This window comes from Myxococcales bacterium, assembly GCA_016717005.1.
In the GTDB taxonomy this organism is placed as follows: Bacteria; Myxococcota_A; Polyangia; order Haliangiales; family Haliangiaceae; genus UBA2376.
Genome location: JADJUF010000020.1, coordinates 100,890 through 114,260, shown reverse-complemented (window position 1 = coordinate 114,260; position 13,371 = coordinate 100,890). Strand labels below are relative to the sequence as shown.

Below are 13,371 nucleotides of genomic sequence, written 5' to 3'. Positions count from 1 at the left end.
GCGAGCGCGGGCGCGCGCTCAGCGCTTGCTGGCCGCGCGCTTGCCGGCGCGGGCCTGGTAGCCGGCCAGGACCAGGACCTCGTCGACGTCGCCGCGCCGGGTCGGATCCGAGTTGATCGCGCGCGGACACTTCACGCGGTCGACGCGGAGGCCGCGGTAGAGCGAGCGGATGAGCGGCGTGTCGCTGTTCGACAGCACGACCGCGCAGCCGCGCTCGGCCAGCGCGCGCACCGTGTCGGCCAGCTCCTGCTGGTGCGTGGGGCCGAAGCCGTCGCCGGTGTAGGCGGTGAAGTTGGCGGTCGGCGTGACCGGATCGTAGGGCGGATCGAAGTAGACCAGGTCGCCCGGGCCCGCGTCCGCGACCGCCGCCTGGTAGTCGCCGCACAGGAGCGTGGCGCGCTTGAGCACCGTCGACGCGCGCCCGATCGTCTCGACGTCGCAGATCGACGGGTTCTTGTAGCGGCCCATCGGCACGTTGAAGCCGCCGCCCTTGTTGACCCGCCAGAGGCCGTTGAAGCAGGTGCGGTTCAGGTAGATGAACGTCGCCGCGCGGTCGAGCGTGGTCCACGACACGCTGCGATCGTTCCAGCGCGCGCGGGTCTGGTAGTAGTGGTCGCTGTCGTGCGCGGCCTGGTGCAGCGTCAGGCGGCGGATCACGCCGTCGGGATCGCTGGCGACCGCGCGGTACATGCCGATCAGGTCGGCGTTGCGGTCCGAGAGCACCGCGGCCTCGGGCCCGAGGTGGAAGAACACCGCGGCGCCACCGGCGAACGGCTCGAAGTAGCGGCCGAACGTGCGCGGGAACCGCGTCACGATCTCGGGCAGGAGCTTGGTCTTGCCGCCGACCCACTTGACGACCGGCCAGGCCGCCGAGGGGGGCCGGGCCGGGGTGGCGACGGTGGCGCGCGCGAGCCGCGGCGCCGAGACAGGAGGACGGACGAGGCGCGAGCGGCCCTTGGACGAACGCATCGTCGGACATGCTCGCGGCGAACTCCGGAGTGGGCAAAAAACAGGAGTATTTTCAGTTACTTAATGAAATAAGGCGGGAAGTGGATACCCAACCACTTCGATAACCGGGGCGCCGGTCTTCGCCCGGCTCAGGCCGCCGACGTGGCCTGGCTCAGGCCGCCGACGTGGCCCGGCTCAGGCCGCCGACTCGATGTGATGCAGGTGCACGTCGCGCTGCGGGAACGGGATCTGGTTGGCGTCGAGCGCGAGCTTGATCTGCTCGTGCAGGTCGAAGTGCACGGTCCAGTGGTGCTCGGTGTCAGCCGATCGGAGCGCCGGGCGTCAGCCGATCGGAATCGGACCGCCGGGTGTCAGCCGATCGGCACGCCGCCGGCCGCGCCAGGTGTCAGCCGATCGGAGCGCCGGGCGTCAGCCGATCGGACCGCCGGGTGTCAGCCGATCGGCACGCCGCCGGCCGCGCCGGGTGTCAGCCGATCGGAACCGCCGGGCGTCGAGCCGCCGGCCGCGCTGGGTGTCGCCGCCCGCCGGGTGTCAAATGCCGGCCGGCCGCCGGGTGTCAGCCGATCGGAACGCCGCCGGCCGCGCCGGGTGTCAGCCGATCAGGCGATCGATCGGAACGCCGCCGGAACCGCCGGCGCGGTGAGCCGATCGGAGCGCCGCCGGCCGCACCGGGGTGTCAGCCGATCGGGAGGATCGAAACGCTCCGGAATCACCCGCACCCGCGCTGAACGATCCGGGCCGGCTGCCGGGTGACGACCCCGGCACTGCCCCGGCACCTGCCTGGGTTTTTCGAAAAACCCTCTCTCAGATCTCGACGATGGCGCCGTAGCTCTGGTCGCTCGGCTCGTAGTCGATCAGCACCGAGTTGGCCTGGGCGGCCTGGGCGATGCGGAGCATCTCGTCGCGGTTGCCGCGGACGACCATGCGGGGCTCGGCGCCCTCGATCCCCTGCGACGAGAGGAACTGACGCGCCTTGACGACGGTCTTGAAGCCGAGCAAGAAGTTCGTGGTCTCGCCCGACCGCGCCATCATCGGCACGCGGCCGTCGGCGTCAGCGGTGGGGAGCTGATCCTCGTTGGCGATCAGCAGGACCCAGAGTCCATCGAGAACACTGCCAGGGCCCGCGTTGACGGGGCCGGTGGCGCGGGAGGCGCGGGGCGGCGGTTGCGTGTTCGATGCCCGGCGGCCGTAGTCCATCTCTTGCATGCAGGGAAGCTCCAGTTCTTGGCGTTCTTTTGCTGGTGTGGTGCGGGTTTTCGCTCAGATTGTCAAGGGAAATCCTCGGCGCAACCACCCGAGATCACCAGCGAGGCGCGCCCTCGCGGACCGAGCCCGAGCGGACGCCCGGCTTGACGCGCGGGGCGCCAGCGAACAGAGTCCCCGCATGGGCGCCGCACCGTCTCGGACCGATCCCGGCGCCCGGGGACGGCTGTCGCTGCCGGTGCTCCAGCCCGCGGCCAGCTCGGTACCGGACGGGTTTCCCAGCCCCGGCGCCGGCGTCATGGCGGATCGATTCGCCCGGCCGGTCCGGTACCTGCGGGTGTCCGTGACCGACCGGTGCAACTTTGCGTGCACATACTGCGTGCCCGAGGACGGCATCGCGCACCAATCGCGCGCTGACCTGCTCTCGTTCGAGGAGATCGAGCGGATCGTCGGGGTCTTCGCCGGCATCGGCGTCGAGCGGGTCCGCCTGACCGGAGGCGAGCCGACCGTACGGGCCCACATCGTCGACCTCGTGGCCCAGCTGCGCGGGCACGTGGGCGAGCTGGTCATGACCACCAACGGTCATCGACTGGTCGAGCTGGCCGAGCCGCTCCGAGCCGCGGGGCTGGGCGGCGTGAACATCTCGCTCGACACCCTCGATCCCGAAAAATTTGCGCGGCTCACCGGCGGTGGCGATCTGAGCCGGGTGGTCGCCGGGATCGACGCCGCGCGCGCCGCCGGGATGACCGTCAAGCTCAACGCCGTCGCCCTGGCCGGTGAGAACGACGCCGAGCTGGCCGACCTGTGCCGGTTCGCCTGGGACCGCGCCGTCGAGCTCCGGTTCATCGAGCACATGCCGCTGTCGGGGGGCGCGCTCTACCAGGCCGCGCGCGAGCTGACGGCCGCGACCATCCGCGCCACGCTGACCCAGACGTTTGGGCCTCTCGCGGCCGCGCCGCGGGACCGGGGCGCGGTGGGGCCCGCGCGGTACTGGGCCGTGGCGGCCGCCCCCACCCACCAGGTGGGCATCATCTCGGCCATGACCGAGCACTTCTGCGACGACTGCAACCGGGTCCGGCTGACCGCCGACGGTGCGCTCCACGCGTGCCTGGGGCACGACGACGCGATCAGCCTCCGCGATCTGGTCCGCGGCGGCGGCAGCGACGACGACGTCCGCCGGGCCATCGCCTACGCCCTGGACGGCAAACGGGCGGGTCATGACTTCCAGCGCACAGGGGCTGGCGCCCCCGGGAAGCATATGATGGCCATCGGCGGTTAGAGCGATCGATGAGCGATTCCGCCCGCGTAAGTGTCCGAAATCTGCGCACGGACGCGGGTCCGCCGCGCGGCAACCCGCCACAGAGTCTCCGACGAGCCGCTGGCCCGTGGCATGCTACGAACCGCAGGGCAGATGCGCACCTCCGCGCGTCGTTCTCCAGGAGTGCACCATGAACAACACCACCGTGGCGAAGATCGTCCTGACCGCGGCCATCGGCCTCGGCGTCGTGGGCTTCTTCTTCCACTCGTCGTCCAGCCACACCAGCGCGTACAAGATGGCGGACGAGGTGGCGGCGGCCGCGGACCAGTGGGTCGGGCAGCAGATGAAGGTCCACGGCTGGGTCCAGGCCGGCACGATCGACGAGCAGGTGGTGGGCCAGGAGATGCACCGCACCTTCGTGCTCGAGCACAAGGGCCGCTCGGTGATCATCAAGCACACCGGCCCCAAGCCCGACACCTTCCGCGACAAGGCCGAGGTCGTCGCCGAGGGCAAGCTCATGGTCGAGGACGGCCACGCCGTGCTCTACGCGACCAACCTCATGGCCAAGTGCCCCTCGAAGTACGACGGTGCGCAGCGCGACAAGATGTTCCAGTGACGTCGGCGGGGCCGGCGCGCACTGCGCCGCCGCCTCGTCGGTGCGCGCGACCTCCCTCCGACGCGCTGCCGCGGATCCCGCGTGGTCCGAACCGGTGGCCTTGAAAGCGGTGCATGTGTGAACGCTGAACTCCCATCGTCGCCGATCGCCACGGTCGGCGCGGTCGCGCTCTACCTCTCATATGTGCTGGCCGCCGCGACCGCGGTGACCGGCATCGTCGGGAACGCCCGCAAGAACCCGCGCCTGGTCGCGGCCTCGGTCTGGGGGCTCTACGGCTTCTTCGCCACGATCGCCGTCACCTCGGCGCTGCTCGTCTACGCGTTCCTCACCCACGACTACACGCTCAAGTACGTCGCGGCCACCAGCGACACGTCGATGTCGACGGCCTACAAGATCACGGCGTTCTGGGGCGCCCTCGACGGGTCGCTCTTGTTCTGGGTGTTCGTGCTGGGTGCGTTCTCGACCATCGCGGTCGCGATGAACGCGCGCCGCCACCGCGACATGATCGGGTTCGTCGTCGGGACGATCATGGTGGTGCAGGTGTTCTTCATCACCCTGCTCATCTTCGACAAGGACCCGTTCACGACCTTCCTCACCGACGCGCCGAGCAACGGCCAGGGCCTCAACCCGCTGCTCCAGAACTACTGGATGGTGATCCACCCGCCGTCCCTCTACATCGGCTTCGTCGCCGCCACGATCCCGTTCGCGTTCGCGATCGCGGCGCTGGCCTCGGGCCGGCTCGATGACATGTGGCTGTCCTCGGTCCGCGTCTGGGCGCTCATCTGCTTCTTCTTCCTGTCGTTCGGCCTCATCCTCGGCGGGCGCTGGGCCTACGAGGAGCTGGGTTGGGGTGGGTACTGGGCCTGGGACCCGGTCGAGAACGCTGGCCTCATCCCGTGGTTCACGATGACCGCGTTCCTGCACACCGCGGTCATCCAGGAACAGCGCGGGATGATGAAGGCGTGGAACCTGGTGCTGGTCATCCTGACCTTCTTCTTCACGATCTTCGGCACGTTCATGACCCGCTCGGGCGTCGTCCAGTCGGTCCACGCCTTCGGCAAGGACAACGACCTGGCGCTGCAGTTCGTCATCTTCATGGTGTTCTTCCTGATCGTCGGCGTCGGGCTGGTGCTCTACCGCCTGCCGCGGCTGCGCTCGAGCGGCTCGTTCGAGTCGTTCGTGTCGCGCGAGATGGCGTTCCTCTTCAACAACTGGATCCTGCTGGCGTGCGCGGTGTTCGTGCTGTTCGCGACGATGCTCCCGACGATCACCGAGCACCTGTTCGGCGAGCGCAAGACCATCGCCTCGGCGTTCTTCAACCTGTGGATGACGCCGCTGGGCCTGCTGCTGTTGATCCTGGCCGGGGCCGCGCCGCTGCTGGCGTGGCGCAAGACCACCGGCGAGCGGATGCTGTGGCAGTTCCTGTGGCCGACCCTGGCCGCGGCGGTGACGATGGTGCTGCTCGGCGTGCTGGTGCCGGCGACCCGCGCGCTGACGCCGATGTTCGACGACGACCTGCGCCTGCCGGTGCCGCTGTTCACGTTCGGCCTGGTGGCGTTCACGTTCGGCAGCATCATCCAGGAGTACGTGCGCGGCATCATCGCCCGCACCCGCCAGACCGGCTCCGACCCGTTCACGTCGCTGGTCGGCCTGATCCTGGTCAAGCGCCGCAAGTACGGCGGCTACGTCATCCACCTGGCGATCGCGGTGCTGTTCGTCGGGTTCACCGGCAAGACCTGGGACACGATGGTCGACCGCACGATCGCCAAGCCGGCGGTCGAGCTCGCCACCGAGGGCCAGCCGGCGACCGCGGCCCAGTTCATGGTGCGCGGCTACACGTTCCAGTACGAGGCGCTCGAGCAGGTCGCCGACGACAACAAGATCGCGACCTTCGCCCACGTCACGCTGTCGCGCGGGGGCAAGAAGCTCGAGCTCATGCACCCGGCGCGCAACAGCTACCGCAAGGGCACCGAGCCGACGTCCGAGGTCGCGATCCACGAGCGCCTCAGCGAGGACGTCTACGTCGTGCTGACCGGCTTCGACACCGACTCCAAGCTCGCCAACTTCCGCATCTACATCAACCCGCTGGTCAACTGGGTCTGGATCGGGTTCGTGTTCCTGGCCTTCGGCACCTTCATCTGCCTCATCCCGCAGGGCCTCGTCGATCTGGTGGCGCGCCGACCGCGCTCGGCCGCCGGCCGGGCCGCCGACGTCGCCGGCGTGCTGGTGCTGCTGGCGGCGCTGATCGGCCCGACGATCGCGGTGGCCAGCGCGGACACCAGCCGTCCACGCGTCGCCCAGGCCGGCGCGCCCGCCGAGCACACCGACGCCGAGGTCAAGGCCCGCGGCCACGCCGACGACTCCGGCTGGGCCCACCGCTACCGCCCTGACACCCCCACCGCCAGCAAGCTGATGAAGCAGCTGGTGTGCATGTGCGGCGGCTGCCAGCGCGAGACGTTGTTCGATTGCAAGTGCGGGTTCGCGGCCACCGAGCGCAAGAAGGTGCTCGAGATGCTGGCGGCGTTCGATCTGACCAACGACGCCGGCCGCGCCAGCGCCGAGCGCGCGGTGCGCGACGCCTTCATCCAGGAGTACGGCGGCGAGGACGTGCTGGGGACGCCGCGCGGCAGCTCGACCTGGGCGGTGCCGTACGTCGTGATCGCCGGCGGCCTCGTGGTGCTGGGCCTGATCGGCGCCAACCTGGTGCGCCGCGGGCGGGCCGCGGCGGTGGCGCCCAGCGAGCCGAAGTTGGCCGACGAGGAGTACGCCGACAAGCTCGACGACGAGCTGCGAGATCACGATGCGTGAGGACCAGCGGCCCCCAGCCCCCAGCAGCCTGCCACGCGCGCGCGTGCGCGGCGGGCGCGACGGCGTGGCCTGGATGATCGCGGCGGCGATGGTGCCCCCGGGCTGGGCGCTGATCGGGCACGCCCACCGCTGGCACCTGACGCCGTCGGTGATCGTGCTGGGCCTGGCCTGGCTGGCGGTGGTCGGGGCCGGCCTCGCGCTGGTGCGCGCCGGCAACGCGGTGGTCGATACGATCGACGACGACTGGTTCGTCGCCGGCGGCTCGCGCGATGACCTCGAGCGGGAGAAAAAGAGTCTGGTGCGTGCCATCAAGGACATCGAGTTCGACCGTGACACCGGCAAGCTGACCGCGGCCGACGCGCAGGCGTTGATCGGCGGCTACCGCGCGCGCGCGATCGAGGTGATCAAGATGCTCGAGCTCGGCGGCGGCCTCGGCCCCCGCGAGCGCATCCTGGCCGAGCTGCAGGCGCGCGCGGTGATCGACCGCAAGACCGCCAAGGCGGCCAAGATCAAGGCCAAGGCCAAGGGTGGCAAGGCCGACAAGGTCGCGAAGGCTGAGCAGGCCGAGCACGCCGAGCACGCCGAGCAGGCCGCGAAGGCCAAGCCGGCCCCGGTCGAGGCCGCGCCCATCGAGGCCGAGCCCGCCGACGATCCCGACGATCCCGACGAGGCGCCCGACGCGCCTGCCGACGCGACCGATGAGGTCGCGGCCCGCGAGGCCCAGGTGCAGGCGCCGCGCGCGTCGAGCGGCGCGGCCGAGGAGGTGGCGTCGTGATGGCCCGGTGGTGCGCGCTCGCCCTCGCGGCGGTGGCCGCGCTGGCGGTGACGCCGGCGGCGCATGCGCAGCCGGCCGCGGCGATCGGCAAGCCGCTGCCCGACACCAGCCTGCGCGATGGCACCGTGGTCGTCCGCGTCATCGACGGCAACCGCGCGGCGGTCACCGGCGTCGAGGTCACGCTGATCCTGTCCGCGGCCAACGGCCAGGGCGAAGCGATCGAGCAGCGCGCCCGCACCGACGCCGAGGGCCGCGCCAGCTTCACCGACGTCGGCATGGGCGTGCTGGTCAAGGCCACCGCCCCCGGGCTCGACGGCGCGACCGTGTCGTCGAGCCAGTTCCCGATGCCGCAGACCAACGGCGTGCGGGTCATGCTGTCGACCGTGCCGCTCGCGGGCGGCGACGCGCCGATGATGGGCGGCGGCGCCGCCGGTGGTCCGCCGATGAGCCCGCGGGCCATGAGCGGCCAGCCGCGGCCGGAGCAGGCCGACACCCGCGACGGCATCACCGTGCGCGTCAGCTACGACGACTTCGGCGACGTGGCCGGCCTGGCCGGGATCCCGGTGATCGTGGTCGGCTATCGCCACGATCAGGTGATCAGCGGCAAGGTCGTCGCCACCGACGCGTCCGGGCGGGCCGAGATCAAGGGCCTCGACACCCGCGGGGCGACCAGCTACTTCGCGATGACGCAGCTGCCGCGCAACGGCGGCTTCGATCGCCTGGTCTCGATCCCGATCTTGCTCGACGGCGAGGCCGGGGTCCGGGTGATCCTGTCGGGCGAGAAGCGCGCGGCCACGACCCCGGCGGTCGACGATCTGGGGCGGCTCGACGAGCAGCCCAAGGTCGCCGTGGTCCCGGCCGGCGTGGTCCGGGTCCAGTTCGCGGGCGTGCCTGAGGCCAACGGCCAGGTCGAGCTGATCGACGCGGTGACCGGCGAGGTGATCACGACCGCGCCACAGCTCGCGCCGATGATCGCGCTCGACTCGGTCAAGGCGACCGCGGCCGTGCCGACCGCCGACGCCGCGCTGCCGGCCGGCAGCCTGGCCGTGACCGTCACCCACGAGGGCGCGCCGCAGGCCGGCCGCACCGTCACGGTCCGCACGGCGGCCGGCGCGGTGGTCTCGACCAACGCCACCGACCCGTTCGGCACCGCGGTGCTGACCAACGTGCCCGCGGGCGCGGTCGAGGTCGCGATCGCGCTCGACGACGACGCCGTGGCCCGGGCGACCGTGACGATGCCGGCCACGGCCAAGCCGGCGACCGGCGTGCGCACGACCGTGGACGTGGCCTGGGCCACGCGCGGCGAGGGCGGGGCCCGGTTCGCCGGGGTCGCCAGCGGCGCCGACCGCGCGTTCGCGGTGCGCACGCTGATGCGCAACCAGCCGTACGTGTCGGCGCCGTTCCAGCTGACGCCCGATCGCGGCGCCTCGATCACCGTGCTGGTGATGCCGCGCGTGATGTTCCAGTGGAGCCTGACCAGCTGGCTCGACGACGTGTACCTGGGCGTGCGCGGCACGTTCGGCATCCGCAACGCGTCGTGGGCGCCGTACCTGGCGGGCACCGACGCCGCGCCCGACGACCTCGTGCTGCCGTTGCCCGACGGGTTCACCGGCGCGGTCGTGCGCGACGACTACCAGGCGATGGTCGGCATCGATCCGGCCAAGGGCTTCGTGATCCGCCGGCCGATCCCGCCCGGCGGGTTCCAGTTCGTCGCCGGGTTCTCGCTCAAGGTCAACAAGGGCAACGTGCGCTGGTCGATGCCGCTGCCGCTCGGCACGTTCGAGAGCGGCATCGAGCTCAAGAAGGCCGGCAACGCCCGGGTGGTCCTGCCCAAGGGCGTGACCGGCATCCAGGTCGAGAACGTCGACGACCAGCGCGGGCAGTTCGCGGTGCTGTCGCCGATCACGATCCTGCCGGGCAAGACCATGCAGTTCGAGATCCGCGACCTGCCGCGCGAGGCGACCTGGCGCACCTACGGCCGGCGCGCGGTCGGGCTGGCGGTGCTGGCGCTCCTGGCGCTGGGCACGACCCTGGCGCTGTGGCGGCCGCGATCCGGGGCCGTCCCGACGGCGCGCTTCGACGCGCTGCTCGACGAGCTGGCCGCGCTCCAGGCCAGCGGCAAGGACCCGGCCCGCCAGGCCAAGCTCATGGCCGAGCTCGAGACCCTGTACCGCAAGCAGCCGCCGCGGTAGCGATGCTGTCGTCGATCGTCGTCGACAAGGTCGGCAAGCGGTTCGGGGATCACCGCGCCCTCGCCGGGGTCGAGCTGGAGCTGCGGGCCGGCTCGGTGTGCGCGTTGCTCGGGGCCAACGGCGCCGGCAAGACCACGCTGCTCGGCATCCTGTCGACGCTGGTCCGGGCCAGCGCCGGCACCGTCGCGTACCTCGACGGCGCCACGCCGCGCGCGGTCGACGACGCGCTCCGGGCCGACATCGGCCTCCTGGCCCACGCGTCGCTGTGCTACGGCGAGCTGACGGCGATCGAGAACCTCCGGTTCTTCGCGGCGCTGTACGGCGTCGTCGACGCCGACCGCCGGGCCGAGGTGCTGCTCGACGAGGTCGGCCTCGAGGCGTCGGCCCGGACCCGGGCGGTGCGGACCTACTCGCGCGGCATGGTCCAGCGCCTGGCCCTGGCGCGGGCGCTCCTGGCGCGGCCGTCGCTGCTCTTGCTCGACGAGCCGTTCACCGGCCTCGACCGCGACGGCGCGATGGCGCTGGGCACGCGGCTGGGCCAGGCCAAGGCCGAGGGCGCGATCGTCGTGTGCGTGACCCACGACCTCGAGGCCATCGCCGGGGTCACCGACCACGTCGCGATCCTGCGCCGCGGCAAGCTCGCCTTCGACGAGCGTGACCCGGACGGCTACTCGTACGCCGCGCTCCGGGACCACTACCACGGCCATGCCAGCTGACGAGCAGGCCCCCGCCGCGGGTTGCTCGGTCGACGCCGGGCGACGTACAACCACGTCCGTGAGCTTCTTCCGCCTGGTCGCCGCGGTCGCCGGCAAGGATCTGCGGGTCGAGCTGCGCAGCCGCGAGATCCTCTACACGATGGCGTTCTTCGCCGTGACCGTCGTGGTGGTGTTCTCGTTCGCGTTCGTGCGCGACCGCAAGGTCATCGCCGAGGCCGTGCCCGGGATCGTCTGGGGCGCGCTGGCGTTCGCGGCCACCCTCGGCCTGGGCCGCGCGTTCGATCGCGAGCGCGAGGGCGACACGATGCGGGCGCTGCTGCTGTCGCCGGCGCCGCGCCTGGCGATCTTCCTGGGCAAGGCGATCGCGATGGTCGTCGTGATCGGCCTGGTCGCGGTCGTGATCGCGCCGGTGTCGGTCGTGCTCTACGACCTCGACGTCAGCACCAGCGGCGGGTCGCTGGCGCTCTTGCTGGCGCTGGGCGTGATCGGCATGGCGGTCGTGGGCACGGTGTTCTCGGCCATGCTGCTGCGGGTCCGCTCGCGCGACGTGCTCCTGCCGGTGATCCTGTACCCGCTGCTCCTGCCGCTGTTCCTCGCGGCCACCCGCGGCACCGCCGCCCTGATCGCGCCGGAGCCGGTCCCCGGCGAGGCGTGGTTCTGGATCCAGTTCCTGGTCATCTACGACGCGCTGTTCATCGTGACGTCGCTGTGGACCTTCGAAGCCCTGGTGATCGAATGAAGCGAGCCATCGTCCCCGTCCTGGCCGTCGTGGTCGCCGCGCTCTTGGCGCTGGCGGTCCGCCAGGTGTTCTTCGTGGCGCCGATCGAGGCCACGCAGCTGTACTGGAACCAGAAGATCTTCTACTTCCACGTGCCGTGCGCGTTCATGCTGTTCGCGGCGGTGTACGTGTGCGGCGTGCCGGCGGCGATCTACCTGAAGACCCGCGACCCGCGTTACGACGACGTGGCCGCGGCCGCGGCCGAGCTGGCGGTGGTGTTCGGCGCGATCGTCCTGGGCACCGGGATGATCTGGGGCAAGGCGGCCTGGGGCGTGTGGTGGCAGTGGGAGATGCGCCTGACCACGTCGCTGCTCCTGTGGCTGATCATGGTCGGCTACGTGCTGGTGCGCCGGTTCGGCGGCGCCGGCGCCGAGCGCCTGTCGGCGGGGCTGGCGGTGTTCGCGATGGTCGACGTGCCGCTCGTGTACTTCTCGGTGAAGTTCTGGAACTTCCTCCACCCGCCGGCCAAGGTGGTCAGCACCCTCGACGGCTCGATGAAGCTGGCGTTCCGGCTGTCGGCGCTGTCGTTCATCGGCCTGTTCATCCTGGTGCTGGTGACCCGCGTGGCCCAGCTCCGCGCCACCCGCGCGCTCCGCGACGCCCGCGAGCGCGGCCTCGACGCCGGGATCCTCGAACCATGAGACCTGCCATGCTCCTCGCCCGTGTCCTCGTCGTGCTCGCCGCGTGCGGGCTGGCCCCGATGATCGCGTCCGCCCAGGACGTCCCGGACGCCGGCGCCGCCGCGCCGACCGCCGCGCCCCCAGCCGCCGGCGAGCCGGCGGCCCAGCCAGCGCCGCCGCCGGATCCGGCCGCGCCGCAGGTGCCGCCGACCGCGGACCAGCCGCCAGTGCCGCCGGTGGCCGCCGCGCCGATGTGTACGATCCCGCCGAAGGACAACCGCGAGGCCCGCGCCAAGTTCCGGCTGGCGTGCGCCACGGCGATCGAGGAGGACGCCGACTGGCAGGCCGACATCACCAACCGCTTCGAGCGCCGCGGCCACGAGCAGGCGGCCAAGAAGATCGTCACCAACGAGCGCCACGTGTTCCTGGCCTACGGCCTGATCTGGGTGCTGGTCGCGGGGCTGGTCGGCGTCATGTGGATGCGGCAGCAGAACCTGTCGGCGGAGATCGCGCGCCTGACCGCGCAGCTCAAGCGGATCGAGGCCGAGGACGCCGCCAAGGCCGCGGGCAAGGGTGGCAAGGGCGGCAAGGGGCCCGACGGCGGAGCGGCGTCGTGACCTTCGGCCACATCTTCTTCATCCCGATGGTCGCGCTGACCGGGATGCTGATCGGCTTCATCCTCGGCGCCCGGGCCGCGCGCAACGCCGCCGACGGTCAGGCCAAGCGCGACGCCGAGCGCGACGCCGCCCGGGCCGCGCGGGCCGCCCGTCGCGCCGAGTAGGGATCGCCCGAGGCGCGCGCGCCGACGCGGGTCACAGCGCCGCGGCCAGGCCCCGGGCCCAGCCGTCGAGATCGCTCAGCGTCGTGGTCGCGGTGGCGGGCGCGTCGGCGAGGTCGCGCACCGCCTGCTCGAGCGCGGCGCGGCCGCGGGCCAGCCGGCTGCGCACGGTGTGGGGCGACACGCCCGTGGCGACCGCGATGTCCTCGCCCGACAGGCCCTCCCAGTAGAACAGCTCGAGGGTGATCTGGAAGTCGAGCGGGATGGCGCGGAGCGCGCGCAGCAGCAGCACGTGCTCCTGGCGCTGGGCCAACGCGCTGGCCGGTGACGCGCCGCCGGCGACGGCCGACTGCGTGGTCGGATCGAACGGCGCGCGCGCGCGGCGGGCGATGTGATCGAGGAGCTTGTGGCGCGCGACGCCGAACAGGAAGCCGCGGAACGACTCGATCGGGCGGCCGTCGACGCTGCGCACGCACGCCAGGAACGTGTCCTGGACCAGATCGTCGATGTCGGTGTCGGTCTTGCTGCGGAAGAACCGCGTGATCGCCGCGACGTGGCGCTCGAACAGGGCGCTGCCGGCCCGGCGGTCGCCGGCCTGCCAGGCACGGAGCAGCGCGGCGTCACCGTCTTGCACGCGCCCAGCCTACCTCCAAGGGCG

Annotated in this window: 13 protein-coding genes; 10 read left to right on the top strand and 3 right to left on the bottom strand. The window is 71.8% G+C overall.

What is annotated here, in order from left to right; translation table 11 throughout:
- Window positions 1–18: 18 nt before the first annotated feature.
- Both IPL61_18535 and IPL61_18530 read right to left on the bottom strand, forming a co-directional pair.
- Window positions 19–969 carry a DNA adenine methylase gene (locus IPL61_18535; GenBank protein ID MBK9033240.1) on the bottom strand — a complete coding sequence of 317 codons (951 nt, stop codon included), beginning with the start codon at window positions 967–969 and terminating at the stop codon, window positions 19–21.
- 804 nt (window positions 970–1,773) lie between these two features.
- Complete coding sequence (locus IPL61_18530; GenBank protein ID MBK9033239.1) at window positions 1,774–2,175, bottom strand: hypothetical protein; 402 nt, start codon at window positions 2,173–2,175, stop codon at window positions 1,774–1,776.
- Between IPL61_18530 and moaA the strand changes: the two genes are divergently transcribed.
- The 10 genes from moaA (at window position 2,174) to IPL61_18480 (ending at window position 12,716) form a co-directional block, all read left to right on the top strand.
- Complete coding sequence (gene moaA, locus IPL61_18525; GenBank protein ID MBK9033238.1) at window positions 2,174–3,451, top strand: GTP 3',8-cyclase MoaA; 1,278 nt, start codon at window positions 2,174–2,176, stop codon at window positions 3,449–3,451. The two genes, IPL61_18530 and moaA, sit on opposite strands and share 2 nt — an antisense overlap.
- Window positions 3,452–3,620: 169 nt before the next feature.
- Window positions 3,621–4,046 carry a cytochrome c maturation protein CcmE gene (locus IPL61_18520; GenBank protein MBK9033237.1) on the top strand — a complete coding sequence of 142 codons (426 nt, stop codon included), beginning with the start codon at window positions 3,621–3,623 and terminating at the stop codon, window positions 4,044–4,046.
- Window positions 4,047–4,163: 117 nt separating this feature from the next.
- On the top strand, window positions 4,164–6,854 hold the full coding sequence (gene ccsA / locus IPL61_18515; protein ID MBK9033236.1) for a cytochrome c biogenesis protein CcsA: 2,691 nt from the start codon (window positions 4,164–4,166) through the stop codon (window positions 6,852–6,854).
- Window positions 6,847–7,629: a hypothetical protein gene (locus IPL61_18510; protein ID MBK9033235.1), complete on the top strand. Its 783-nt coding sequence runs from the start codon at window positions 6,847–6,849 to the stop codon at window positions 7,627–7,629. The genes ccsA (IPL61_18515) and IPL61_18510 overlap by 8 nt, the downstream gene beginning before the upstream one ends.
- Window positions 7,629–9,821 (top strand): carboxypeptidase regulatory-like domain-containing protein, encoded by a 2,193-nt coding sequence (locus IPL61_18505; protein ID MBK9033234.1) that lies wholly within the window; start codon window positions 7,629–7,631, stop codon window positions 9,819–9,821. The genes IPL61_18510 and IPL61_18505 overlap by 1 nt, the downstream gene beginning before the upstream one ends.
- A 2-nt stretch (window positions 9,822–9,823) precedes the next feature.
- Window positions 9,824–10,537: an ABC transporter ATP-binding protein gene (locus IPL61_18500; GenBank protein ID MBK9033233.1), complete on the top strand. Its 714-nt coding sequence runs from the start codon at window positions 9,824–9,826 to the stop codon at window positions 10,535–10,537.
- Window positions 10,538–10,595: 58 nt separating this feature from the next.
- Window positions 10,596–11,276, top strand: coding sequence for a heme exporter protein CcmB (locus IPL61_18495; GenBank protein ID MBK9033232.1), 681 nt, complete (start codon window positions 10,596–10,598; stop codon window positions 11,274–11,276).
- Window positions 11,273–11,956 carry a cytochrome c biogenesis protein CcsA gene (gene ccsA / locus IPL61_18490; protein MBK9033231.1) on the top strand — a complete coding sequence of 228 codons (684 nt, stop codon included), beginning with the start codon at window positions 11,273–11,275 and terminating at the stop codon, window positions 11,954–11,956. The genes IPL61_18495 and ccsA (IPL61_18490) overlap by 4 nt, the downstream gene beginning before the upstream one ends.
- 8 nt (window positions 11,957–11,964) lie before the next feature.
- Window positions 11,965–12,552 (top strand): hypothetical protein, encoded by a 588-nt coding sequence (locus tag IPL61_18485; GenBank protein ID MBK9033230.1) that lies wholly within the window; start codon window positions 11,965–11,967, stop codon window positions 12,550–12,552.
- Complete coding sequence (locus tag IPL61_18480) at window positions 12,549–12,716, top strand: hypothetical protein (protein MBK9033229.1); 168 nt, start codon at window positions 12,549–12,551, stop codon at window positions 12,714–12,716. Before IPL61_18485 ends, IPL61_18480 begins: the two co-directional genes overlap by 4 nt.
- Window positions 12,717–12,747: 31 nt before the next feature.
- Here IPL61_18480 and IPL61_18475 read toward each other — a convergent pair whose 3' ends face one another.
- Complete coding sequence (locus tag IPL61_18475; GenBank protein MBK9033228.1) at window positions 12,748–13,347, bottom strand: RNA polymerase sigma factor; 600 nt, start codon at window positions 13,345–13,347, stop codon at window positions 12,748–12,750.
- Window positions 13,348–13,371 lie beyond the last annotated feature (24 nt).